The following is a 26231-nucleotide window of genomic DNA, read 5'->3' on the forward strand; positions in this document are numbered from 1 at the left end:
AAATCAAAAAAAAACTATGTTAGATAATTTTTACATCTCTGTTTTTAATTATTATAAGAAGGCTTTAGGTAAACGAAGTCTCACTGTTGCTTTAGTTTATATAAATTTTTTAGAAGTATCAATTCTACTTGCTTTGGCTTCTTTTTTTTTAGCGTTTGCTAGTCAAATGAAAATGACAACAATGTCTTTAACTAAATTCTTTGTGCTCTTTAGTTTAATTACTGTTTTTGTTATTTTTAAAAACTGGATGCGTTATAACGGAAGAAAAAGAAACATACTTAATGCCAAGATAAAATCTAAAAGTATGGCTATCTATTTATTATGGCTTCTCCCAATTGGATGTCTTCTAATTGGTGTTATTTTATTACAAGTACAATAAAAAACACCACCCATTAGGGTGCGCTTTAGTTATATTTAGCTGAGAATTACTCAGCTTATTTTTCTTTATTACAACAGTCTTTTGTGCAATCTTTGGCACATGCTTTTTTGTCTTTTTTAGCATCATCTGTGCAACATGCCATTTTACAATCTGGCTTACAAGTTTTTGCTTTAGCTGCATTACCAAAGTCTTCAACTTTATGCATATCTTTTACCTTATAAATATCTGCAACACTAACCACTGTCTCTATTAATGATTTTGGTGAGACTTTAGCTTCATCATATTCTACCATAGCTATACGATTATCAAAATCTACTTTTGCAGATTTCACACCTTCCATCTTAGCCATCTTTTTTTCTATTGTCTTAGCACATCCCATAGAACACGTCATACCTTCAATACCGAATTCTACTCTTGCATAAGTAGCATTTGGATCTAAAGTTTGAGCGACATCTCTTTTTGTAACTTCAACTTCTACAGTTTTAACTTCAGGCTCAACATCGTTTTTACAAGAAACAACTAATGTGCTTATAAACGCAACAACAAATATTTTCTTAAGGGTATTCATAATTAGTAGATCTATTAAGTTTTTTGATAAATCTAACAAACTTAATGTTTCTTGCAAAATAATTAACGATTTTTGTGATGCTTAAAGATAGCTTTTGTATGAAGAACCTTAATGTTAAGTGGATTTATCTTTTAATATTGTCTGTGATTTGGGGAAGCTCATTTATCTTAATCAAAAAGTCGCTTTTAGGACTAACAGCATATCAACTTGGTGCATTACGAACTATAATAACGGGTGTGATTTTGCTGGCATTTGGTTTTAATACGTTAAAAACGATACCTAAATCTAAGTGGAAGTGGCTTATGGTTTCAGGGTTTTTGGCTTCTTTTTTACCATCATTCTTTTTTGCAATTGCAGAAACTGAAATTGACAGTAGTGTGGCTTCCATATTAAATTCTCTTGTTCCTTTAAATACAATATTACTTGGCTTTGCTGTATTTAAAATAGCGTCAACCAAACGACAAATTTTAGGAGTAATGATAGGTTTTATAGGTACTGCTATTTTAATTTTAAAAGGGTCGGATCTTAATCCAAATCAAAACTATTTGTATGCTGGCTTTGTAATTGTTTCTACAATTATGTATGCCATCAATGTTAACATTATTAAACGCTATTTACAAGATGTAAAACCACTAGCTATTGCAGCAGGAAATTACGTATTCATCCTCATACCTGCCATTATTATATTATTATTTACTGATTTTTTCAGTGATGAGAGACTTAATAATCCTAACCTACCAAATGCACTAATGTATGTTACTATTTTATCTGTATTTGGAACAGCTTTCGCAAAAGTATTATTTAACAAATTAGTGCAACTATCTACACCAGTATTTGCATCATCTGTTACATATGTAATGCCAATTGTAGCATTACTATGGGGTATTTTAGATGGTGAGTCTTTTAGTCTTATTCAAGGCTTAGCTGCCTTATTAATACTGGTTGGTGTTTACTTATCACATAAACGTAAATCATAAAAAAACCGAAGCGAAAGCTTCGGTTTTTAATATAGTCTAAACTAAAAATGATTAATCGAAATCTGCATCTGTAACAGCTTCATTAATTTTAACCTCCTTTAACTTAAAAACAACAGATTGTCCCATCATTGTCGCTTCTCTTGTTTCAGGAAATTTAATTCCATTATAGTCTTTATAATCCTTTAAAATAGCATCTTGACTTTGCGTCTGTCCTTCCATTGTTGTATTCTGAACTTCTTTTACTTTAAGTCCAGATTCTACATCATAGTATAATACAAGAGAAACAACTTCTCCAGGCACTTCTAATACATACGCATTCTTACCATCTATTTCTTCCATTCCAGTAAGTTTTACTTTATCAGAATTTAAAAGATTAGCTTCTATAAATAAACCAGCCATCATCTTCATATCATTAGCCATGTTTTCTGGTAATGGGTTTTTATTAGCAAATGCTGATTCTTGTGTAGCAACAAGTGCCTGCACTTGGTTTCCGTTGGCATAAAGGTTTTGAGCCATTTTACCATCAATACGCTTTTCTTCACTCACAACTGTAGCACCCATTGCAGTTGCTTCATATTTTGTCATGATTGATTTTAAAGTAGACATTTTATCCTTAGCACCTACAGCTTGTAAATAATTGTTTAATACAGACGTTACAGATACTCCTTCGGGCTTTACGAAAGTTGAAGGACGTTCCGTTGGATTAGCTTCTTTATCGAAAAACTTAACAGGTAGCTTTTTGCCATTCCATTCCATTTTTTCAACATTCTCTAAAACATCTGATGCTTTACCTACTAATACAATACGTGCTTTACCATCGTCAAAATATTTATTAGCAACACGCTTTACATCTTCTTTGGTTACGGCATCTATATTAGCAATAAAGTTTTTGTAAAAATCTGCTGGCAAATTATTTGTTTTAATACGCAATGCACGTCTTGCAGAAACCGCCTTGTCTTCTGACTCTAGAATAAAACTACCTAAAAACTTAGCCTTAGCATTTTCTAAAACTTCCTCATCAACAAACTCTGTTCTTATCCTTTTAATTTCTTTTAAAGTTTCTACAACAGCACTGTCAGTTACTTCGTTTCTTACTTTTGTTGTTGCTCTAAAAGATGAGTTATAATACCTCCCTGTGCCTAAAGATGATCTCGCACCATACGTATATCCGTTAGCTTCTCTTAAATTCATATTTAAATAAGATCCAAATGCACCGCCTAAAATATAGTTTGCTACTAGAGATGCATGGTAATCTTTATCACTCATTTTTAAAGGAGATACACTCATTACGGCTAACTCTGTCTGCACTGCATTAGGAACATCTACAAAGTTAACTTCAGTTGTTGCAACATCTTCAAAAGATGGGTAAGTTGGAGTTGCTACGCTTCCTTTTTCCCAACTCTTAAAATACGACTTCAACAATTTTTTAACTTGTTTTTCTGTAATATCACCAGTAAAGACCATATAACCATTAGATGGTTTAAAACGTCCATTATAAAAATCGTTAACATCTTGCAACGTTACCTTAGTTACGCTTTCTTCTGTAACCATTTCACCAGCAGCATGATTCTTACCATAGAATAAAGCACTTCTCACTTCACCTGCGATTGCTGCCGCACTATTTGCATTATTCTTTATACCTTCTATTAATTGTTCTCGTTCAAAATCTAACTCTTTCTGAGTGAATTTTGGTTGCAAAGCCGCTTCTGCAAAAAGACTAAAAACTTGATCTGTGTACTTTGAAAGACAGAAACCAAAACCACCATTAAGGCTAACATTAATGCTTGCCCCAAGAAAATCAACTTTTTCGCTGAATTCATCTTTTGTTGATAATTGTGTTTCCTTTCCCATTAAAGCACCAGTCAATGACTGAACACCAGCTTTCTCTCCTTCAAAAACAGGAGGAGTATTTAAATTTAAAGTCCAATTAACAGCAGGAAGCTTTGTATCCGTAACCACTAATACCGTTAAACCATTCTTTAATGTAAATTCTTTGGCTTCACCAAGGTTAACTTCTGGTGTTGGGCCTGAGGCCGGAATTTTAGATCTGTCTATTTGAGCAGTTGCGGTAAATACCGTAAAAACTGCTAAAAGTGAATATATTATATATTTTTTCATGTTTACTAAGCTTATTTTATTTTTTATCGTTTGTTGGTTCTGTACCTGCCAAGTATTTAATCTCTACACGTTGGTTAGGATTTAAATATTTGTTAGCAACACGCATAATATCTTCGCGAGTAATAGTTCTATAAATATCTAGCTCTTTATTTATACGACTTGTATCCCCTTGTAACATTTGGTAAGTAGCAAGTGAAGATGCAATACCCTCTACACTAGAGTTAGCATTAACAAACCTTGTTTCAAACTGGTTTTGTAATTTCTGATATTCTTTTTCTGAAATTAGTACGGTTTGTAACTTTTTAATCTCGTCATCCATAGTCGCTTTAAGACTATCCCAGTCTGGCTCACCTTTAATTAAAGCACCCATTGTATAGGTTCCGTAATCTTGGTTAGCTTGGCCAAAAGCCAAAACTTGTACAGCCACTTTATCTTGGTCTACCATACGCTTATACATTCTTGAGCTATTTCCACCAGTTAAAATCGAAGAAATATAATCTAAAACATAGGCGTCTTTTTCTACAGATTTTGGTGTAATATAAGAGAAAATATATGCTGGTATTTGAATATTAGAATCGTATTCAGTCGCATATCTTGTTTCTATTATGGCTGGCTCTACTATTTTCTTCCTAACATTTGCTTCAGCTTTATTTTCAATTGTCCCAAAATAATCAGTAATCATTTTTTTAGTTGTTGCAAAGTCAATATCTCCTGCAACTACTAAAGTTGCGTTATTGGGATTGTAATATTGATTATTGAATTCTTGAAACTCATTAAGTTCAGCAGCATCTAAATCGTCCATAGATCCAATAACAGAGCGACCGTATGGATGCGTCTTAAATAGGTGCTTATCTACACCTGTTCTGTAAATGATCTTACCATAAGGTGAATTATCTATACGCTGACGCTTTTCTTCTTTTACGACTTCGTTTTGAGTATCCACACCAATCTTTTCAATTTTTGGGTGTAACATACGCTCACTCTCCATCCAAAGACCAACTTCTAATTTATTAGAAGGAAAAGTTTCATAATAAAAAGTTCTGTCTTGAGATGTGTTGGCATTGTTTCTTCCACCATTAGCAGAAACGATATTAAACCATTCGCCTCGCTCTATGTTTTCTGTTCCTTCGAATAAAAGGTGCTCAAAAAAGTGTGCAAAACCAGATCTACCCGGAATTTCATCCTTAGCACCAACTTGGTACATAACACCTACAGTTACAACTGGCGCTCCAGTTTCTTGGTGTAAAATGACGTGCAAACCATTATCTAATTTGTACTCCTCAAATTCTACTTTTTGCGCGTTGGCATGAAACCCAACGAGCAACGAAAGTGCTAGAATAAATAAGCTTTTTTTCATTATTAAGTGTGTTTAAAGTTTTTAATTGTTTTAATGTTTGTCTTTACTAAATGTACTTTGTTACATAAAGCCCTACAAAAATAAGGAATGATTGCCCTTTTTTAACATAATAAAATGTGAAAAGTATCTTAATTATACCTTTAAACTTGAAGTTCTAATTAGTCCTATTTAAGAACTAGATTAAAAACAAGTCGAAAACGTTTGAAACGTTTGTATATTACGAATTTAGGAGTATATTTGCATCCGCTTTCTGAGAAGAAAGTAATTTATATTATAAACAAATTAATAAAAACGTTTACGCTATGTACGCAATTGTAGAGATAGCAGGGCATCAATTCAAAGTTGAAAAAGACCAAAGAGTTTTTGTTAACCGTTTAACAACAGAAGAAGGTAAGAAAGTAAATTTCGATAACGTTCTTTTAATTGGAGATGGTAACAATGTAACTTTAGGCGCCCCAGCTATAGACGGAGCACAAGTAAGTGCAAAAGTCTTGAAGCACCTTAAAGGTGACAAAGTAATAGTTTTCAAAAAGAAAAGACGTAAAGGTTACCGTGTTAAAAATGGACACAGACAATCTTTAACTGAAATCGTAATTGAAGGTATTACTACTTCTGGAGCTAAAAAAGCTGCTCCTAAAAAAGAAACTAAGAAAGCTGAACCAAAAGTAGAAGCGAAAGCTGCTGCTCCTAAAGTTGAGAAAGCTGCAAAGAAAGCTGCCGCTCCTAAAGCAACTGGTAAAGCTGATGATTTAAAAAAAATTGAAGGTATCGGACCAAAAATTGCATCTACTTTAGTAGAAGCTGGTATCGCTTCTTTTTCTGATTTAGCAAAAGCAAAATCAGAAGCAATTTCAGAAATCATCTCTAGTGTTCGTGGAAATCACGTTACAGATACTTGGCCAGCACAAGCACAATTAGCTGCTGATGGTAAGTGGGATGAGCTTAAAAAATGGCAAGACGAATTAGATGGTGGTAAAGCTTAGTTGCTAAACTACTTAAGTATAACAAAATAAAACCTTAAGATTATGGCTCATAAAAAAGGAGTTGGTAGTTCGAAGAATGGTAGAGAATCAGAATCGAAACGTTTAGGCGTTAAGATATTTGGTGGACAAGCTGCTATTGCTGGTAACATCATCATAAGACAACGTGGTAATACACATCACCCAGCTGAAAACGTATACCAAGGAAAAGATCATACTTTACATGCTAAAGTTGATGGTCTAGTAAAATTTACTAAGAAAAAAGACAATAAGTCTTACGTTTCTATTGAGCCTTTTGAGGCTTAATAAACGTTTTCCTATCAAATTATAAAACCCCTTTCTATTTAATAGAGAGGGGTTTTTAGTTACAATAAATTCTTTACATTTTTGTTTAATAATTACCAACCAATCTTATAATAAAAAGAACGACTGTATTTATTATCATAATTCTTAGCCTATTTCTAAGTTGAAAGTCTTCTCAAAGAACAACACAATTACTTGCTGAAAATAAAACCTTAAAGGAAAGAATTAGTTACCTAGAATCTTATGACAGTGAAAAATACTGAAGCTACTCTAGAGCTTAAAAGCATAAATGTGGTTTACAGAGGTTTTTCTAATCCTATTTATATTTCAAAACCAAACGTAATGTCATTCGAAGCTTCTGCTTCAGGATTAAGAAAGAAAGATAGTCTAGGGAATGATGTTTTATCTCCTGGAACTGGTAAATCCGTTGATATTAAAATTAAGTCAAAACTCAAAAATGGAGATTATTTGAGCCAAATAAAAACTTTGAGAATTAAAGATATAGGGAAGCCATATAGAACAATCAACAATTTTGATTGTGACACTAAATGTGAATTAAAGCTAAAAGAAGAATTAACTAACGCAATTATAGATGTTAAAGTGAATGATTTTTTACATGATAACGATTTTATTGTAACTTCATTTAAAATTAAAATGCATCATTATAGAACAATTGAAATAGTTGGTGATAAAATGAATATAAGGGCAAATGACTTATTTACATTACTTAAACCAAATGACTTAATACAAATATTTAATATAAGAGTCAGGTACCAGGAAGTACAATCTATTGGCTAAAAGGTGTTTCCCCTATTTTAATTAACATAGTAGAATAATTTACTAAACAATCTCCATCTTCTTCAACAAAAAGCTAGCATTCATATTCTGGCAAACCCCTTGTTTTAATTTGTAATCAAAATAAAGTTCATCGTTAATAATTTCTGCATCGAAGTAGTAGTTTTTTACTGCTTCTAATTCTTTTTCAATCTCCGTTAAGCTTAAGTCGTGCGTAGCAATAATACCTGTTGCATTCAGCTTTACTAGTTTCTCAACAAACTTTCGTGAGCCAATAGCTTTGTCTGTGCTGTTTGTTCCTTTTAAAATTTCGTCTAAAATGATAAAATATGATGCGTCATTTGTAACAGTATCTACTACGAATTTTAGTCGTGTTAACTCACTAAAGAAGTATGAGCTATCATCTGTTAGCGAATCTGTTGTACGCATACTTGTAATTAATTTAATAGGCTTGTATTTACTCGCTTTTGCACAAACTGGCAATCCGACATTAGCCATTACAATATGGAGTGCAACAGTTCTTAAAAAAGTGCTCTTACCTGCCATATTTGCTCCAGTAACGATAAAGAATTGTTCTTCTTCTAGAGTTAAATCGCTGTCTACTCGTTTTTCGGATTTTAATAAAGGATGGCCCAGATTGTCTGCTAGAATAGTCGTAGCTTCATTCGAAATTTCAGGATAAGTAAACTCTTGATGATTAAAGGCATAGTTCCCTAAGCTATTATAGGCATCAAAGAAAGTAACGACTTCGAACCAGTCTTCTACCTTATCTGCGTATTTAGTAATCCATTGTTCTATATAATGGGTTTGTCTTAAATCCCAAAGTAAAAGTCCATTTCCAAATATTGCAGATATCAAATTATTTCGGTTATCTAAAGCATCTAAAGCTTTTGAAAATTTTAAGAATATTTGAGATGCTTTTAGGTTTTCGGATTTAATTTTATGCTGTTGGTCTTTTAACAAGGCCGACTTAAACTCTTCAGTTTCTATAAGTTCTAACAACAATGCGTATTGTCTAAATGTATCCTTAGCTCTTTCTGTATTTTGTGCTACGTTGTTAATACGTTTTAAATAATAAGCTGTAATCCCTAAACCTAATAAAAGCCAATACCCAGTAAATGAAATGGAAATAACCTCTGTAACTCCTAATACTAAAATAAGTACTGAGGCTAGACTAAAAGCAATCGTAAACCAATAGTGAATCTTACTTAAAAATGGTTTGTAATCTTTTAACCAAGTAATTATAGATTTTGCTGAATGTTTTACCTCTACACCTTGAGCTACGCCTGAATAATATTGCCGCCATTCAGGAATTGTAACTAATTCTTTTATAGCCTCTTGCCTTGTTTCAATATCTAAAATATTATTAGCTAATAAATTATTGGTTAGCGTCTCTGTTCCTTCTTTAATGGTTGTACGATTGATAAATTGAAAGAAAGAACCCTTGCCAAACAGATCGATATCTAAACTATAAAAGTGTTTTGGGTTTTGAAATTGACCACCACCTGGTCTATCGTGAAAATCGCCAGAAGCTATATCTAATTCATCTTTATTTATAACCACTAGTCTTTTATGCAGTGCTCTTTTCTGTTTTAAATCTGTGTATTTTGATAATAAAAACAGAAAAACACCAATACCTAAAACACCTATTAACGAAGAAACTTGCCATTGTAAATAAGTAAGATATATGCCAAAAGCCGTTAGTAAAAAAACTAAAATTCTCAATACACTTAGTAAGCCCATTTGCTTAAAAATACCACTCGCCTCTGTCTTGTGTAATTCTAATTGTGCTTTATAAAAAGACTTTTGCTCTTCCATAAAAAATTAAATATTATAATACTGAAGTATCAATAGTTTCAAAAACTGACAGAATAACTTTTACAGAATTCTTGTAAAATTCTGGTGTTATAGCTTCAAAAACATCTGTAGGTTTATGATACGCTGAATGGTCTTCGTTTCCAAAATATAAAAATGGAATTTTTACTTTATGAAATGGCCCATGGTCAGAAGACATTGTCCAGTCTTGTTTACCATCAGTACCGTCATGTCCCTGTAAAAGTTTTGACGATGTTGGGTTTTCAAAATTATCTACAATAGCTTTAAGCGACTTATTATAGCGTGCTCCAACAACATATAATTCATCCTTAGCACTACGGCTAATCATATCCATATTTAGATTAACCATTATAGCACTAGTATCAAAATTTTCAACAAAATACTTAGCACCTCTTAATCCTAATTCTTCGGCATCAAAAGCTGCTAATATGACAGAATGCTTTGGTGGGTTTTTAGTCAAATATTCAGCAAAACTAAAAAGTGCTGCTACTCCAGAGGCATCGTCATCAGCTCCGTTATAAATTTTGTCTCCAGAAACACCTAAATGATCGTGGTGTGCGCTAATAACAATATATTTATCAGGAAATTGTGTGCCTTTAATTTCTACTAAAACATTATTAGCATTAAATTTTCTATCTCTAATTTCAAACGAAAACGGATATTCGTATTTACCGTTAAGACCAGATACGTTTAAACTTTTAAATTGTTTAATAATGTAAGCTCTAGCAGAATCGTTTCCTTTTTCTCCAGTTCTACGACCTTCAAATTTATCTGAACTCAATGTTTTTAATCGTTCTAAAAGTTGGTCTTCATTAAATTTTGTGCTCTTATTTTGTGCGCAACTAAGCGATACAAAAAATAAGAGACATGCAAAGGAAGTTACTATATTTTTCATGTTAGGTATTTTGAAAATCAAAGAAAAGAAAAAATCCTAAGTATTTACTTAGGATTTAATTAAATATGTATTAAAAAATTTAGCCTTTAAAACTAGCTGATAAGTATTCTCTGTTCATACGTGCTATGTTTTCTAAAGAAATGCCTTTTGGACATTCTACTTCACAAGCACCGGTATTAGTACAGTTACCAAAACCTTCATCATCCATTTGCTTTACCATATTCATAACACGGTCTGTAGCTTCAACTTGTCCTTGTGGTAACAAAGCAAATTGAGACACTTTAGCAGATACAAATAGCATCGCTGAAGAGTTTTTACAACTTGCTACACAAGCACCACAACCAATACAAGTTGCAGCATCAAAAGCGTTATCTGCATTCTCTTTTTCAATAGGTATTGAATTTGCATCTTGCGTATTACCAGATGTGTTTACAGATATGAAACCACCTGCTTGTTGAATACGATCAAAAGCACTTCTATCTACAATTAAATCTTTAATCACCGGAAAAGCTGTTGCTCTCCATGGTTCTATATAAATAGTATCACCATCATTAAAGCTTCGCATGTGTAATTGACAGACAGTTACCATAGAATCTGGGCCGTGTGCCTGACCATTAACAAACATAGAACACGAACCACATATACCTTCACGACAATCGTGATCGAATGCGACTGGTTCTTCTCCTTTTTCGATAAGATCTTGATTTAAAACATCTAGCATTTCTAGAAATGACATATCTGGAGACACATCACCAATTGCGTAATCAATTATTTTTCCTTTGTCTTTAGCGCTTTTTTGACGCCATATTTTTAACGTTAAATTCATAGCTCTTTTTTTATTTGTAACTTCTCTCTTTCACTTCTATGTTTTCGTACACTAGGTCTTCTTTGTGCAGTACAGCATCTTTTGGTTCTCCTTTAAATTCCCAAGCAGATACAAATTGAAATTCCTTACGACGCATCGCTTCCCCTTCTGGTGTTTGATATTCATCTCTAAAGTGACCACCCGCAGATTCTTCTCTTACCAAAGCATCTTTAGCAAATAATTCTCCTAATTCTAAGAAATCTGCTACACGACCAGCTTTTGCTAATTCTTCATTATATTCATTAGCTTCACCAGGAATCTTAACATCCTTCCAAAACTCAGCTCTTAATTCAGTAATTTCAGTAATTGCTTCTTTAAGGTCTTTTTCGTTCCTAGCCATACCACATTTATTCCACATGATTTTCCCTAATTTCTTATGGAAGTAATCTACAGAATGTGTACCGTTATTATTAACTAATTTGTCTATAATCTCGGTGGCGCTTTTCTCAGCTTCATCAAATTCTTTTGAATCCGTAGAAATAGGTCCTGTTCTAATATCGTGCGCTAAATAATCACCAATAGTATATGGTAATACAAAATAGCCATCTGCTAAACCTTGCATTAATGCCGATGCACCTAAACGGTTAGCACCATGGTCAGAGAAATTTGCTTCTCCGATGGCATATAAACCAGGAACCGTAGTCATTAAATTATAATCAACCCAAATACCGCCCATTGTGTAATGAACCGCTGGATAAATCATCATTGGTGTTTCGTATGGATTTTGATCTACAATTTTCTCGTACATCTGAAATAAGTTTCCATACTTGTTTTTAACGATTTCCTGACCTAGCTTTCTAACTAGTGCATCATCATCTTCGTTTAATCCTTTAACGTGTGCTTGCTCTTTTCCATAACGCATAAATGCTGACGCAAAATCTAAATAAACAGCTTCTCCTGTTTTATTGACTCCATAACCAGCATCACAACGTTCTTTAGCTGCTCTAGATGCAACATCACGTGGTACTAGGTTACCGAAAGCAGGATAACGACGCTCTAAGTAATAATCTCTATCTTCTTCAGCTAATTGTGTTGGCTTTAAACTTCCATCACGAATTGCTTCGACATCTTTTTTATGTTTTGGCACCCAAATACGTCCATCATTTCTTAATGATTCTGACATTAATGTCAGTTTAGATTGATGGTCTCCAGAAACTGGAATACATGTTGGGTGAATTTGTGTATAACATGGATTTGCAAAATAGGCCCCACGTTTGTGAGCTTTCCAAGCTGCAGTTACATTAGAACCCATTGCGTAGGTTGATAAATAAAATGCATTACCATAACCTCCTGTACCTAATACAACAGCATGTGCAGAATGCCTTTCAATTTCGCCAGTTACCAAGTTACGCGCAATGATTCCTCTTGCCTTACCATCTACAATAACAACGTCTAACATTTCGTGACGTGTGTGCATTTTAATTTTTCCACGACCAATCTGACGATTCATTGCAGAATATGCACCTAATAATAATTGTTGACCTGTTTGTCCTTTAGCATAAAATGTACGAGACACTAATACACCACCAAACGAACGGTTATCTAACAATCCACCATAATCTCTTGCAAAAGGCACACCTTGTGCAACACATTGGTCAATAATATTGGTAGACACCTCTGCTAAACGGTGAACGTTTGATTCTCTTGAGCGATAATCACCTCCTTTTACTGTGTCGTAAAATAAACGGTAGGTAGAATCACCATCTCCTTGATAATTTTTTGCTGCATTAATTCCTCCTTGTGCCGCAATAGAATGCGCACGTCTTGGCGAATCTTGAAAACAAAATGCTTTTACATTATAACCTAATTCTGCTAACGTTGCTGCAGCAGAACCTCCTGCTAACCCTGTTCCTACAACAATCACGTCAATAAGACGTTTATTTGCTGGGTTCACAAGATTAATGTGATTTTTATGATTGGTCCACTTGTCTGCAAGTGGTCCTTTTGGTATTTTAGAATCTAAAGCCATACAAGCTGTTTTTATTAATGGTTAAAATGATGAAATAATGCAATAAATACGAATCCTAGAGGAATCCCAATTGCATATACTTTACTAAACCCTTTTAACCCTTTAGTATATTTATTATTTGCTCCTACAGATTGAAAAGCAGAATTAAAACCATGTAATAAATGAAGACTCAATAGTACAAATGATAATACATAAGCTCCAACACGTAGTGGATTTTGAAATTTATGAACCAATTCTTCGTAATACCTAAAACCACTTTCAGCAACATTAGGATCCATTAAACCAGACATATCACCTTGGATATATTTTATATTTATTTCTGGAATCCAAAAATCTATAAAGTGAAGTACCATAAACGCTAAAACGACTAAACCTGTTAATAGCATATTTCTACTCATCCAAGATGAATTAGCACCACCATTACTTTTTGCATAGCTTACTCTTCTAGCCTTATTATTTTTTAGCTCTAATACAAAACCCATTAAAAAGTGAAAAATCACACCAAAAATTAGTACAGGTTGTAATAAATACTGAACTGCCCAGAATGTGCCCATAAAATGCGATGCATCATTAAACGTATCCGGACTAAAAACCGATAGTATATTAATTGCAAAATGTTGTAGTAAAAAAACCATTAGGAAGAGTGCCGAAAGTGCCATTGCAAACTTTCTTCCAATCGAAGAATTTAAAATTCCGCTCATTGTAGATCTAATCTTATTGTTAGTCTTACAAAGATACACTGCAATTAGCGTATTGCCAACTGCACCTTAGTGTAATTACTTATTTAGAATGAATTTAATCTAAAAATCAAATCTTGGATTTACGATAGTATTGTAAATAGATCCAAAAGAATAACTAAAGCCAATATTTACAAAATAATTAAAACCAGATTGTAATTGCTGCTGCTGTAATAGTAACTCTTCTAGAGATAAGTCGCCACCAGGTAGGTTAATTTGATTTCTTGTGATCGAATAACTTCCGCTTACATTGAAGTTAAAGCCTTTAAATAAACGGATTCTTGTACCTAGGAAAAAATTTACCGAATACAAACTGGTGTCGGTTAAAAACTGATTGTAAGACACCTCTGCATTAAAATTACCCCATTCTTGGTTAATCCTACCACCAACTAAAAGGCCATGTTCCCATAAATATTCTTCATCTTTGTTAAAAACGGTACGCTCAATATAATCGTTAAACCGAATTCCATTTCTGTAAGAAATAGTTAATTGCTTTTTTGCAGAATCTACATAATCAAAAAAGCTATACTCTAAAGCTGGTCTAAAAGTCCACGCCATATCTGTATTGTTAAATGTTGAAGACCTGACACTTCCAAAAAACCCATAGGACCAATGGTTGGTAATGCTTATGATATCACTTATATTTAGAGATTTTCTATCATTAATCCCAACAATTTCTTCGCCTTCAAACTCAAAAACATTGCGACTTTCACTGAAACGCACACGCAAAGAAAATTTATTCTTTTCGGTGACTCTTCGCGCTGATCCATTTACGTTTACATTGCTTGATCTACTTTGTTCCTGGCCATTAAAAAACCCACCAGCCCCAAGTTGAAACAACCAATAATCCCAAGGATCATCATCTTCTACTTCTTCTTTTTCATCATCCGGAGTAGGCACACTAACCGTAACATCTGCTGTAGTTCCTTTTGCAATCCAAAACCTTACTAAGCCTAGTTTTAAATTTTCTAGCGTTCTCTTTCTTACCTCATCTCTAGTCATATTAGCATCAGTAGAAAACGTAATCTTGTAATTTATAGGCTCTAACTCATTCTTACCTATAAAATCAACCTCAAAGCTTCTCCCTCCGCTTCCATTTCTTTGAGTTACAAAAAATACATGCACATCTCCTAAAAATTGATCTCTTACAAACTGTACATTCCCTAAGTTTTGTCTTAGAAATTCGTTATCACAAACATTACAATCTAGGAAGATACTGAGTTGTTCCGTTATATTTTTTTGTGCATTTACTGATAATGAGATTATAACTAAAAAGATTAAAGATGTATACTTTAACATATATTGATTGATTGATTGATGATTTAATTAATAACTAAAACCTTAACGCATTAAACATAAGTAGCGTATAATTTTAACGCCAAGTTAGTATAAGGTTTGGTAAGGTTTGCCAAATAAATGTGAAAGAAGTGTCAAATTATTTTATTTCCAACTTCGTTTTTGTGTTATCAATCTGTATGGTGTAGACTCCTTTTGGTAGATAGTACTTTTTGTTTCCAGTTTCCCTAAACTCTAATTTACTATCTTCTTTCATTAACGCTTTCTTTCCTTTTTCGGTAAGCTCTAAATTATAATCTGTATAATTAAAACCTTTATCAACATTAACAAACATACTATTTAGTTCTGTTCCGTTTTCAGATAGAATTTTAACAATTTTAGTTCCTGAAGAATTACTGAAAAACTGAATCTCAACTTCTGGCTCAAAAGCATCAGACCACTGGCTAAAAGCACTTCCCCAACGATTAGAATATCTTACAGAATTAACATCAAAAAATGTGATAGATTTTGACATCATATCTGCATTTGTTTTTTGTAGGGAAGAGATATCTGCTTTGTAAATACTTCGACCATGTGTGCCCAATAAAAGGTGCTTCTCTTCTGGCTGAATTATAATATCGTGAACAGCAACATTTGGTATTCCGCTTGAAAATACCTCCCAAGAACTTCCCATATCAAAAGAAACATAAGCTCCATTATCAGTTCCTAAATATAAAATATTCTCTGAAGCAGAATCTTCTCTAATCACATTAACTGGTGATACCGGAATAGTACTACCAATGTCTTTCCAAGTTTGTCCATAATTATTGCTTATATAAGTGTAAACTTTAAAATGATCCCAGCGATAACCGTTCAGCGTTACATAAACACGTTCCTTTTTATGTTGCGATGCAATAACACGACTTACCCATAAATCTTTTGGTAAATCCCTTGTGATATTTGTCCAACTTCCTCCTCCATTTTTAGTAACACTCACTACTCCATCATCGCTACCTGTATAGATTAAGCCAAATTGAAATGGGCTTTCACTTACAGAAGCTAAAGTTCCGTAAGCTACATTTCCTGGTTTTCCTCCGTTTGTTAAATCACCACTTATGGCTTCAAAATCGCTTCCTTGGTTCATAGAACGCATCAATTTATTACCTCCTAAGTATAAAATATCTTGGTTATGTGGAGATAATAAAATAGGGGTTTGCCAATTGAATCGGTATGGGTTTTCGCCTAACGTATGTTTTGGTTGAATATAAGTTTGTTCTCCTGTTTCTGTATTTAATCTAAAGTAATTTCCAAATTGATAACCAGTATAAACCACATTAGCGTTACGATTATCTATCTGAATTTGCATACCATCTCCCCCCATTATAGATTTCCAAGGGTACTGACCACGTTGGTGCCAGCTTTTATTTTCGCGAGCCGTATTAGCTCCTTTCCACACACCATTATCTTGCAAGCCACCATATACATTATATGGCTTTTCATTATCTACATTTATTGCATAAAACTGCCCGACTGAAGGTGAGTTATTTTTAATCCAGTTTTCACCATCATCATAAGTAATATTAACTCCACCATCATTTCCGTTAATTAAATGGTTTGGGTTTTTAGGGTTTATCCAAAGTGCATGATGATCTGCATGCACATTTTCTGCACCTATAGAAGTCCAAGTTTTACCAGCATCTTTAGACTTTACAATAGGTACTCCGTAAATATAAATTGCATTTTCATCTGTAGGTGACACATGGATGTGTCCAAAATAATAACCATAGCTGTAAAAAATACCATCTAAATAATCGTCATGTGTTTTCTTCCAAGTTTTTCCACCATCTGTACTTTTATAAACCTCAGCACCAACAACTGGTGTGTCAAACAACATTGAATTCGCATCTTCTAAATACTTGGCTAAATCTATTGGTTTAACATTCCCAGAACGCACCATTTGCTTCACGTTCTCAGCTCTATACTTTTCCTGAAAACCACTGGTCTTTAAAAATATATTCAGCTTTTTATCATCTAAGGCTAAAAAGTCAGCATTAGACATGGTCTTAAAATCATCTTTAACTAAACCAGGTTTACTACTATTTTTCTTTTCATCTTTTCGTCTAAATTGACTATCGTGAACAGCATAAACTACATCATCATTAAATACAGCTATACCGATACGACCAACTCCTTCACCTATTGGAAAACCACTCTCTTTAGTAGATACTTTAGCCCAAGTTTCACCTGCATCTGTACTTTTATAGATGCCTGAATTATTCCCATTTCCAGTAAAATTCCATGCTTTACGATCTTTAGTCCAAGATGTTGCAAACATTATATTGTAATTTGTCGGACTGTTCTGTAGGTCAATAATACCACTCATGTTATCTACAAACAACGTCTGTTTCCATGTTTTACCTCCATCTGTCGTTTTATAAACTCCACGTTCTTCATTAGAAGAATATAAATGACCTGTTGCACCAACCACAACAATATCTGGATTATCTGGATGAATTAATATTGGCGCAAAATGATGTGCGTCCATAAGTCCAAGGTTAGCCCAGGATTTTCCGTTGTCCGTAGACTTTAAAATTCCAATTCCTGCATAAGAGGAACGTGATGCATTATTTTCACCTGTACCAACATAAATAGTTCTGGTTGGCCAATGCACTGCAATATCACCAACATTTTGCGTATCCGAACTATCTAAAATTGGAGTAAATGTTGTGCCATTATTAGTGGTATGCCAAACACCACCAGAAGCATAACCTACATAAAACTCAGAAGGCATCTCAGGATTAACATCCAAATCTACCACACGACCACTCATAATAGTTGGGCCAATATTTTTAAATGGTACGTTTTTAACTAATGACGATTGTGTCATTGTTGCTTTTTGTGCTAAAGCATTTTTTACAGTTTCAGCAGAGGTTGCTGGTTGTTGCGCAATAGCAAAAAATGAGCTCAGAAAAAATACAAGCGAAAGGAGTCTTAAGTTTAACATGTTGGTTAATTTTTAGAATCCTGAAATTAATCAATTATAAGAGAATCATCAAAGGCATAAACTAAAGTTTAACAAAATCAAAAACCAACAACTTGATCGTTTTATTGCTTAAATATTATGAATTTCATTGTATTTTAACATTTTATTATATAAATTTATTACATTGTTTCCAATTAACTAATAAAATCAAAATAAAATGGAAGAGTATTTACCTTTAATTATTCAATTAATTAGTGGAGCTGGTGGTGGAATTGTTGCTGGCAAGCTCATGAAGGGATCATCTTTAGGCACCTTATGGAATTCCGTAGCAGGTATTGTTGGAGGAGGACTTGGCGGCCAAGTTCTTGGTATGCTAGGCCTTGGTGGAGCAGCAGCAGCTGAAGCATCTACAGGTATGGACCTTACAAGTATCTTAAGCAGTGTTGCCGGAGGTGGTGTTGGTGGTGGTATTGTTATGGTTGTTATCGGAATGATAAAAAAAGCTATGGCGAAATAACTTTTATTTCAAAATTTATAAAAAGGCAGTCTTTAACACGATTGCCTTTTTTTATGGCTTTCAAATTGGTATTTTTGAGGAACATGCTTTGTTTAATAAGATTTCCGCTTTCACTGAGACCGAAAATAAATTTTTCTAATGAAATGCTGTCAAACTAAAATTTGATGCTTTCCGAAAAACACGAATTAAACATGCTATTTGACAGAATTAAAAAAATAAATTTTCACCAAATGAAATACGATTTAATAGACCGCAACCTTTTTATAAAAAACCGCAAAAACTTTATGGCCCAAATGAAGCCAAGTAGTTTAGCCGTATTTAACTCTAACGATATTTATCCTGTAAGTGCAGATAGTACTTTGCCTTTTGCCCAGCATCGCGATATTTTTTATCTAAGTGGAGTGGACCAAGAAGAAAGTATTTTGGTGTTATTTCCAGATTCATCAAAAGCAAAACATCGTGAGATTTTATTCTTAAAAGAAACGAATAAACATATTGCAGTTTGGGAAGGTGAAAAACTAACAAAAGATAAAGCCTTTGAGACCTCTGGTATAAAAACGGTGTATTGGTTACAAGATCTAGAAAAGGTGATGTTTGAATTAATGACACAATCCGAAACGCTTTACATTAACACCAACGAACATTATAGAGCCAATATAGAAACAGAAACGCGAGAAGATCGTTTTACCAAATGGTTAACCAACAAATACCCTGCAAATAGTGTAGCAAAGAGCAATCCTATTTTACAACGTCTGCGTTCTGTAAAAGACCCAATAGAATTAGACTTAATGCAACAAGCTTGCGACATTACCGAAAAAGCATTTAGACGTATTCTTAAATTTACAAAACCTGGTGTTTGGGAATATAATCTCGAAGCAGAATTTATGCATGAATTTCTAAACAACCGCTCAAAAGGATTTGCTTATACACCAATTATTGGCTCAGGAAACAATGCCAACGTCTTACATTATATAGAGAATAACCAACAATGTAAAGCTGGCGATTTAATTCTTATTGATGCTGGTGCTGAATATGCAAATTACGCAAGTGATATGACGCGAACGATTCCTGTGTCTGGAAAATTTAATGATAGACAAAAGGCGGTTTATAATGCGGTGAATCGTGTAAAAAATGATGCAACAAAACTACTCGTTCCAGGGACACTTTGGGAACAATACCATGTTGAAGTTGGTAAACTAATGACATCTGAACTTTTAGGTTTAGGTCTTTTAGATAAAGCCGATGTACAAAACGAAAACCCAGATTGGCCAGCGTATAAAAAATACTTTATGCACGGCACATCACACCACATTGGTTTAGACACACACGATTACGGTTTATTACACGAGCCAATGCAAGCCAACCAAGTCTTTACGGTTGAACCTGGTATTTATATTCAGGATGAAGGTTTTGGTATTCGTTTGGAAGATGATGTGGTTATCCAAGACAAAGGTGAGCCTTTTAATTTGATGCGTAATATTCCTATTGAAATTGAAGAGGTTGAGGAAATTATGAATTCTTAATTTCTGTATCTCCCAATCAATTTTAAAATTAGGTTTAACTTTTAAATACAAATAATCGCTCCAAAGCCACCTTAGGCGCTAAATTCTCAGCATGCCAAGAAAAGGTGGTTTTCGCTGGCTTTTCCCAAACAGATTTAAAATCGTCAGGTGCATTGTATTCGCTTATAAAAACTTGGTGACCAGCTTTACTTTGTTGTCTGCACCAATCCCAAAATTGGTAGTGGTCAAAACCATCGCGATACTTAGTTGTAGAAGCATATGGAGGATCGCAATAAATGATACTTTGTTTTGGTATATCTAATTCCGTATACGATTTACAAGACAAGATGATGCCTTCTAAATTTGGAAGTTGCTTGGTAATGTTGCGATAATGTTCGCTCCAATAATCGCGTTTGCCTTGCTTATCACGCCTGTAACCCGAAAACCACTTGCCTCCAAAGGAATTAAAGCCAACATAACTTACTAAGTGCTTTGGGTATTGGTCTTGGTTGGTTCTTATCTTTTTATATTCGTCTTCACTTACCGATTTTGGTGGATCCCAATTCTCATAAATCAACGCTTGCCACATGGCCATGAGTTCTTTGTGCTGGTCGTTGGCGATTCTTATACCATCGACTTTATCAATCATATTCATACCACCTGCGAACGGTTCGAGATACGCTTGACCTTGCTTTCTGTTTTTTAATATAATTGGCAGTAAATCTTTGGCGAAACGCGCCTTGCTTCCCATGTACTTCATTTCACTAAATTGTTTTTTTAGGTTGAACAAATGAAGCAATAACAAAAGCTAGAAAAGCTGGCAAAACCCAACCCAAATTGTATTGTGAAAACGGAATAAATTCAGCAACTGATTTTAAACCTTCCGACGGACTTATAAAACCAATCACATCTGGAATACTAAATAAAAAGGTAACTAAAACCACAGCTCTAAAGACTAAAGTTGTAGCCAGTTTTTTAGGTAATACATTCAACAAAATAAGAACAATTGTAATCGGATAGATAAAGAGTAAAACCGGAACAGCAACAACAATTATAGAATTGAAATCGAACTGACCAACCACAACACCCAAAACTGAAGCAATAACGGCAGTGGTAATATAAACGGTTTGTGAATTATTTAATAGGCCTTTAAAATAATCTGCTGTACCTGCAATAATACCAACCGCAGTTGTAAAACAGGCTAAAGAAATTAGAATACTCAATACGGTGTTTCCAAATTCACCCAAAGATCTAATACTAATGTCTCTCAATAAATTGGCGCGTTGCATATCGTTACTTAATTCTTTATTAATACTAATTTCCGAACCGTAGTATGCACCAACTGCAATTAAACCTGCATAAATAATAAACAAACCCAAACCTGCAATAAAGCCAGATTTTCGGATTAAAGCCCGCTTAGATTCATAGGCCTCAACTGCCATGTTTTTAAAATTCAATGACACAATAATTACAGCTCCTACGACAACTGCGCCAATAGCATCAAAGGTTTGATAACCTTCTAAAATTCCAGTTACGATTGGTGTCTCATATTGTGATGTTCCTGTATATAATTCAGAATAAAAGAGACCAATAAAAATTACAGCTAAAACCATTAGGACGATAAACGGCGTTAAAAATTTTCCGATGACATTCAATATTTTGGAACGGTTGAGTACAAAGACTAATACTAAGGCAAAGTAAATAGCGCTAGTGACTAAAGGGCTAGTACCAAAGGCAGGATAAATAGCAATTTCATGTGTTGCAGCGGCCGTCCTGGGAGAAGGAATCGTAACTGCAATGACATAGATTAAAATGCAATACGTAAAACTGAATATTGGTGAAACTTTCTTACCAAAGTCGTATAAAGTGCCTTGAAGTCTGCCATGTGCGAGAATACCAATAATAGGAATGACTACAGCAGTAATCATAAAACCAATCGTAACCCAAATCCAATCTTCACCAGCATTATAGCCTAATAAAGGAGGTAGCAATAAATTTCCTGCTCCAAAAAATAATGAGAACAGAGCAAAGCTTGTGACTAGAAGTTCTTTACGTTGAATGTTCACTTAGTTAGTTTTAATGAGTTCTAAATCATGAAAATCGAAACTGAAATCAGTAATTGGCGCAATATATTTCATGGTTGCAAATTCTGCATCTCCTTTTTCATTAAACGTAAACTGCATAAATACATCAGCGTCGTAACTTCTATCGTTCCATTTTACAAGATAAGTGGTCGCATTATACGGCAATAATTCACCGAATAATCTTGGAGAGCGTTCACATTTTATGCTGTAGGTTTTGCCATCATGAGAAATGAGGATATCTCCAAACCAATCGTCTGTATATGTTCCAACTATTTGATTCGGTTTCGGAGTGTTTAAATTCGTTTGAGCCTTCACAACTTTAGCATAAACCTCAGCTTTTATACTGTCATTATATTTTAAATAATCTACATTTCTTTCTCCATAATTCTTCAACCAATCTCTATTTTCATAACCTAAATATGAATCTTTAATGGTGTTTGTAATGGTGTTAAACGCATTTCCATTCATTTGATTCGTGAGTACCACAATGGCTAAGTCTAAATCTGGAATCATGGTAAATTGTGTTACAGTTCCTAGTAAACCACCTGTATGATAGACTTGTTTGTGTCCGCCTTTTACATCGGTTAAAAACCAACCTAAACCATAACCTTTAAAGTTAGAATTATAACTGTCATTTGGCCCAACTCCTAAAGGGGTTTGAAGTTGCCAAAGCTCATAGAATTGACGTTCGCTCAATAAACGCTCTCCACTTTTGGTGACAGCATCATTCATTAAAAATTGTGCCCAAGTCATCATATCGTGCACATTACTAACGATGCCACCTGCTGCATTAGCAGTTCTACTCCAATCGTGTGGGATTTGAATTACTTTACCTTCTGCTCTAGTATGTGCATCAATGATATTAGATTTATCGGTTACTCTATTATAAGAGGCTTTGCTACTTGTCATACCAACAGGTTTCATAATCTTGGTTTCAATAAAGTCTTCCCAAGACAATCCACTGACGCGTTTTAAAACTTCACCAGCGATGATAAACATATTATTATTATAAGCAAATTTGCTTCTAAAAGAAGTTTCAGATTCTAAATGTTTTACGTTATTAATTACATCGTCAACATCAAAATCATTCCCGTCAGGAAAAAACATTAAATCACCAGCACCTAATCCCATACCGCTTCTGTGTGTTACTAAATCTCTAACGGTGAAATTATCAGTGACCCAAGCATCATACAATTGAAATTCAGGAATGTGCTTTCTAACTTTGTCGTCCCAATTTAATTTACCAGCATCAACCATCATTGCTAAAGCAAAACAAGTAAACCCTTTACTATTAGATGCAACACCAACTAAGGTATTATCGTTCATGTCCTTTTTAGTGGTCAACGATCGGACACCATATCCTTTTGCATAAACCTCTTTTCCGTCTTTAAAAATACCGACAGAAATTCCTGGAATATCAAATGTTGTTAAGGTTTCTTGGATTAATTTATCGAGTTGTTTTTCTTCAATTTGTGCGTTTAATGAAATTACACTTATTGTAAGTACAATAATTAATAGTCGCTTTAAAAACATGTAGATTAAAATTTAGTTTGAATAGATTCAAATATACTAAAATGTTAGTGATGATTACATCCAAGAATTGCTTTCAAAAATTATCTTTGCAGCTATGATGTTAGAATACAAGAACATAAATATTAATTATACGAATTCAGGAGAAGGCTCTACTATCGTTCTACTTCATGGGTTTCTTGAAACGGTTGGCATGTGGTCTGACTTAGTCCCTAAATTGTCAAAAAAACACCGAGTTGTTTGTATTGATTTGTTAGGCCATGGGGAAACAGGTTGTATAGGTTATGTGCATACAATGGAAGCTATGGCTGATGCTGTTTTAGCTGTATTAAATCATCTTGAAATTAAGAAAGCACATATTATTGGACACTCTATGGGAGGTTATGTGGCATTGGCTTTAGCTGAAAATCAACCACAACTAATTAAAAGCTTGTGTTTAATGAATTCTACTTTTGAAGCTGACGATAATCAACGTAAAGCACTTAGAGTACGTGCTAACGATATGGCTAAAACTAATTTTAAAAGTTTAGTTAGTATGTCTTTCGCTAACCTTTTTGCTCCTGAAAGTAGACTCAAATTTAAAAATGAACTTGATGATGCTCTACTAATTGCACTACAAACTTCAGTTCAAGGCTATATTGCTGCTTCTGAAGGCATGAGACTAAGATCAAATTATTTTGAAGTGCTTAAAAGATTAGATTCACATAAATTAATTATTGTGGGAACTAAGGATTGGATTATTAATATTGAAAAATTAAAATCTCAAATTATAAATACGGATATCAAATGTGAAGAGTTTTCAGAAGGGCACATGAGTCATATTGAAAATAAATCAGAATTATCTTACACAATAAATCAATTCATCGAAAAATAATCCATTTAAACGTTTTAATTGTTGTTTTTTTCTAAATTTATCAACGAAATAAAAATGACCCCATAAAATTAATCTACAATGGCACCTACTAAACTTTACTGTGACTTCTTTGGACACAATTACGAAATATCTAGAAAAGTCACAAACCATGTCAAAGAATACACATGCAAATGTTGTAAAAAACAATTGACGACTAATAGCAACGGAAAATTAACTGAGCTTACTCCTAAGTTTCAGGAAATAAATATGGCTTTAGAACGTATTTACAATAATAGAATGTCTCGTTTGAAGCAAAAAACAATCAGTTCATCGATTTATTAATTGTTAATAACGTGTTAATAACTTGTTTTGTTATCTTTAAATTCTCTCAAAGATTTAATCACTTAATACAACACGTTAAATGAAAAATATCTATTGCTCTTTATTCGGTCACGCTTATAAAGTATCTAAAAATATAACATACCACGTTAAAGAATATAAGTGCAAACAATGTAAGTCTGAAATGACAATCGATAGTAATGGAGACTTTATTCCTCTTACACCAAAATACAGAGAAATAAACTCAGTATTAAATCGTGTACATCAAAAACGCTTAGACCGCAGCCAAAGATTATTAATGTCTAACTCTTAAGTGCATTCCAACCTTTTGCAATAATTGGAATTTTTTCTTCTGATCTGGTAACTAAATGCATACCTCTGTCTTCATCAGTCATATAACCTATAACCGTTAAATTAGGGTTTCCTTTAATTTTAGGAAAATCTTCTTGAGATATGGTCATTAATAACTCGTAATCTTCACCACCATTTAGAGCTATAGTCGTACTATCTATATTAAATTCCTCGCATGTAGAAATTACTTGTGGGTCTAAAGGGATTTTATTTTCAAAAATATCTACACCCACTTTACTTTGTTTACATAAATGAATAACCTCAGATGAGAGACCATCGCTAACATCAATCATGCTGGTTGGTTTTACTCCAATTTTTTCTAATAATTCAACAATATCTTTGCGCGCTTCTGGCTTAAGTTGACGCTCAATAATATAGGTATACATTGATAAATCTGGCTGACTATTTGGATTCACTTTAAAAACTTCTTTTTCGCGTTCTAAAATTTGCAAACCCATATAAGCTCCTCCAATATCGCCTGTAACAACGAGTAAGTCATTTGGTTTTGCTCCAGATCGTAAAACTTCACCTCCTTTCTCAACTTCACCAATTGCAGTGACTGAGATTATTAATCCAGAGGTTGAAGATGTAGTGTCACCACCAACAACATCAATGTCGTATAATTTTGCTGCCATAGCTATACCTGCATACAATTCTTCTAATGCTTCCAACGGAAAACGATTAGATACTGCAATAGAAACGGTGACTTGTGTTGCAGTTGCATTCATCGCATAAATATCAGATAAATTAACAACTATAGCTTTATAACCTAGGTGTTTTAGAGGTACATAACTTAGGTCAAAATGAACGCCTTCAACTAATAGGTCTGTTGAAATAACAACCTGCTTTTTACCGAAATTTAATACTGCTGCATCGTCACCAATACTTTTTACTGTAGACTTTTTAGTTACTTTAAAATGCTCTGTTAAATGTTCTATAAGTTTAAACTCTCCTAATTCGCTTAAAGGAGTGCGTTGTGGGTTTTTATCTTCAATCATAATGCAAAAATATTATGCTT

General features: G+C 33.7%; 23 protein-coding genes. 9 read left to right on the forward strand and 14 right to left on the reverse strand.

The window, feature by feature from the left end; all coding sequences use genetic code 11:
- Positions 1 to 16: 16 nt before the first annotated feature.
- Positions 17 to 379 carry a hypothetical protein gene (locus B2U95_RS03630; protein WP_296312936.1) on the forward strand — a complete coding sequence of 121 codons (363 nt, stop codon included), beginning with the start codon at positions 17 to 19 and terminating at the stop codon, positions 377 to 379.
- A gap of 55 nt (positions 380 to 434) precedes the next feature.
- Here the strand turns inward: B2U95_RS03630 and B2U95_RS03635 are convergent, their stop codons facing one another.
- A complete protein-coding gene (locus tag B2U95_RS03635; protein WP_296312938.1) occupies positions 435 to 1004 on the reverse strand; it encodes a cation transporter in 570 nt (189 codons plus the stop codon).
- A gap of 41 nt (positions 1005 to 1045) precedes the next feature.
- Between B2U95_RS03635 and B2U95_RS03640 the strand changes: the two genes are divergently transcribed.
- Positions 1046 to 1924, forward strand: a complete 879-nt coding sequence (locus tag B2U95_RS03640) for a DMT family transporter (RefSeq protein ID WP_296312941.1) — start codon at positions 1046 to 1048, stop codon at positions 1922 to 1924.
- Between the two features lie 51 nt (positions 1925 to 1975).
- On the opposite strand, the gene B2U95_RS03645 is transcribed toward B2U95_RS03640, so the two are convergent.
- Together B2U95_RS03645 and B2U95_RS03650 are read right to left on the reverse strand one after the other, a co-directional pair.
- Positions 1976 to 4042, reverse strand: a complete 2067-nt coding sequence (locus B2U95_RS03645) for a M16 family metallopeptidase (RefSeq protein ID WP_296312943.1) — start codon at positions 4040 to 4042, stop codon at positions 1976 to 1978.
- 16 nt (positions 4043 to 4058) lie between these two features.
- A complete protein-coding gene (locus B2U95_RS03650) occupies positions 4059 to 5399 on the reverse strand; it encodes a M16 family metallopeptidase (protein WP_296312945.1) in 1341 nt (446 codons plus the stop codon).
- Positions 5400 to 5701: 302 nt separating this feature from the next.
- Here B2U95_RS03650 and rplU point away from each other — a divergent pair, with 302 nt between their 5' ends.
- From rplU to B2U95_RS03665, 3 genes are all read left to right on the forward strand, one after another.
- Positions 5702 to 6382, forward strand: coding sequence for a 50S ribosomal protein L21 (gene rplU, locus B2U95_RS03655; RefSeq protein ID WP_296312949.1), 681 nt, complete (start codon positions 5702 to 5704; stop codon positions 6380 to 6382).
- A 42-nt stretch (positions 6383 to 6424) separates the two neighbouring features.
- Positions 6425 to 6685, forward strand: coding sequence for a 50S ribosomal protein L27 (gene rpmA / locus B2U95_RS03660; protein ID WP_296312952.1), 261 nt, complete (start codon positions 6425 to 6427; stop codon positions 6683 to 6685).
- A 240-nt stretch (positions 6686 to 6925) separates the two neighbouring features.
- Positions 6926 to 7480 carry a GldM family protein gene (locus B2U95_RS03665; protein WP_296312955.1) on the forward strand — a complete coding sequence of 185 codons (555 nt, stop codon included), beginning with the start codon at positions 6926 to 6928 and terminating at the stop codon, positions 7478 to 7480.
- A 42-nt stretch (positions 7481 to 7522) separates the two neighbouring features.
- On the opposite strand, the gene B2U95_RS03670 is transcribed toward B2U95_RS03665, so the two are convergent.
- The 7 genes from B2U95_RS03670 to B2U95_RS03700 all read right to left on the reverse strand — a co-directional run bounded on the left by B2U95_RS03670 (position 7523) and on the right by B2U95_RS03700 (position 18058).
- Positions 7523 to 9295: a MutS-related protein gene (locus tag B2U95_RS03670; protein WP_296312956.1), complete on the reverse strand. Its 1773-nt coding sequence runs from the start codon at positions 9293 to 9295 to the stop codon at positions 7523 to 7525.
- Between the two features lie 13 nt (positions 9296 to 9308).
- On the reverse strand, positions 9309 to 10208 hold the full coding sequence (locus B2U95_RS03675; RefSeq protein ID WP_296312959.1) for a M28 family peptidase: 900 nt from the start codon (positions 10206 to 10208) through the stop codon (positions 9309 to 9311).
- Positions 10209 to 10287: 79 nt separating this feature from the next.
- Positions 10288 to 11034: a succinate dehydrogenase/fumarate reductase iron-sulfur subunit gene (locus B2U95_RS03680; protein ID WP_296312962.1), complete on the reverse strand. Its 747-nt coding sequence runs from the start codon at positions 11032 to 11034 to the stop codon at positions 10288 to 10290.
- Between the two features lie 10 nt (positions 11035 to 11044).
- The gene (locus B2U95_RS03685) at positions 11045 to 13042 is read right to left on the reverse strand and encodes a fumarate reductase/succinate dehydrogenase flavoprotein subunit (protein ID WP_296312965.1); all 1998 of its coding nucleotides are present in this window, start codon (positions 13040 to 13042) and stop codon (positions 11045 to 11047) included.
- A 14-nt stretch (positions 13043 to 13056) separates the two neighbouring features.
- Complete coding sequence (locus tag B2U95_RS03690) at positions 13057 to 13743, reverse strand: succinate dehydrogenase cytochrome b subunit (RefSeq protein WP_296312968.1); 687 nt, start codon at positions 13741 to 13743, stop codon at positions 13057 to 13059.
- Between the two features lie 99 nt (positions 13744 to 13842).
- Entirely contained in the window at positions 13843 to 15078 is a 1236-nt protein-coding gene (locus B2U95_RS03695) for a hypothetical protein (protein ID WP_296312971.1), read from the reverse strand.
- 136 nt (positions 15079 to 15214) lie between these two features.
- The gene (locus B2U95_RS03700; protein WP_296312974.1) at positions 15215 to 18058 is read right to left on the reverse strand and encodes a WD40/YVTN/BNR-like repeat-containing protein; all 2844 of its coding nucleotides are present in this window, start codon (positions 18056 to 18058) and stop codon (positions 15215 to 15217) included.
- A gap of 196 nt (positions 18059 to 18254) precedes the next feature.
- Here B2U95_RS03700 and B2U95_RS03705 point away from each other — a divergent pair, with 196 nt between their 5' ends.
- Together B2U95_RS03705 and B2U95_RS03710 are read left to right on the forward strand one after the other, a co-directional pair.
- Entirely contained in the window at positions 18255 to 18554 is a 300-nt protein-coding gene (locus tag B2U95_RS03705) for a hypothetical protein (protein ID WP_296312977.1), read from the forward strand.
- A 230-nt stretch (positions 18555 to 18784) separates the two neighbouring features.
- Entirely contained in the window at positions 18785 to 20077 is a 1293-nt protein-coding gene (locus B2U95_RS03710) for an aminopeptidase P family protein (RefSeq protein WP_296312981.1), read from the forward strand.
- Positions 20078 to 20111: 34 nt separating this feature from the next.
- Here the strand turns inward: B2U95_RS03710 and B2U95_RS03715 are convergent, their stop codons facing one another.
- The 3 genes from B2U95_RS03715 to B2U95_RS03725 are packed head-to-tail and all read right to left on the reverse strand — an operon-like array spanning position 20112 to position 23673.
- Positions 20112 to 20807: a DNA adenine methylase gene (locus B2U95_RS03715; protein WP_296312983.1), complete on the reverse strand. Its 696-nt coding sequence runs from the start codon at positions 20805 to 20807 to the stop codon at positions 20112 to 20114.
- Positions 20808 to 20820: 13 nt separating this feature from the next.
- Positions 20821 to 22122, reverse strand: coding sequence for a branched-chain amino acid transport system II carrier protein (gene brnQ, locus B2U95_RS03720; RefSeq protein WP_296312986.1), 1302 nt, complete (start codon positions 22120 to 22122; stop codon positions 20821 to 20823).
- Positions 22123 to 23673, reverse strand: a complete 1551-nt coding sequence (locus B2U95_RS03725) for a serine hydrolase (RefSeq protein WP_296312989.1) — start codon at positions 23671 to 23673, stop codon at positions 22123 to 22125. It lies immediately after the preceding gene.
- A gap of 94 nt (positions 23674 to 23767) precedes the next feature.
- Here B2U95_RS03725 and B2U95_RS03730 point away from each other — a divergent pair, with 94 nt between their 5' ends.
- Positions 23768 to 24544, forward strand: coding sequence for an alpha/beta fold hydrolase (locus B2U95_RS03730; protein ID WP_296312991.1), 777 nt, complete (start codon positions 23768 to 23770; stop codon positions 24542 to 24544).
- Positions 24545 to 24622: 78 nt separating this feature from the next.
- Complete coding sequence (locus B2U95_RS03735) at positions 24623 to 24865, forward strand: hypothetical protein (protein ID WP_296312994.1); 243 nt, start codon at positions 24623 to 24625, stop codon at positions 24863 to 24865.
- 299 nt (positions 24866 to 25164) lie between these two features.
- Here B2U95_RS03735 and thiL read toward each other — a convergent pair whose 3' ends face one another.
- A complete protein-coding gene (gene thiL / locus B2U95_RS03740) occupies positions 25165 to 26211 on the reverse strand; it encodes a thiamine-phosphate kinase (RefSeq protein ID WP_296312996.1) in 1047 nt (348 codons plus the stop codon).
- Positions 26212 to 26231 lie beyond the last annotated feature (20 nt).

The sequence above is a fragment of the Winogradskyella sp. UBA3174 genome, assembly GCF_002364335.1.
In the GTDB taxonomy this organism is placed as follows: domain Bacteria; phylum Bacteroidota; class Bacteroidia; order Flavobacteriales; family Flavobacteriaceae; genus Winogradskyella.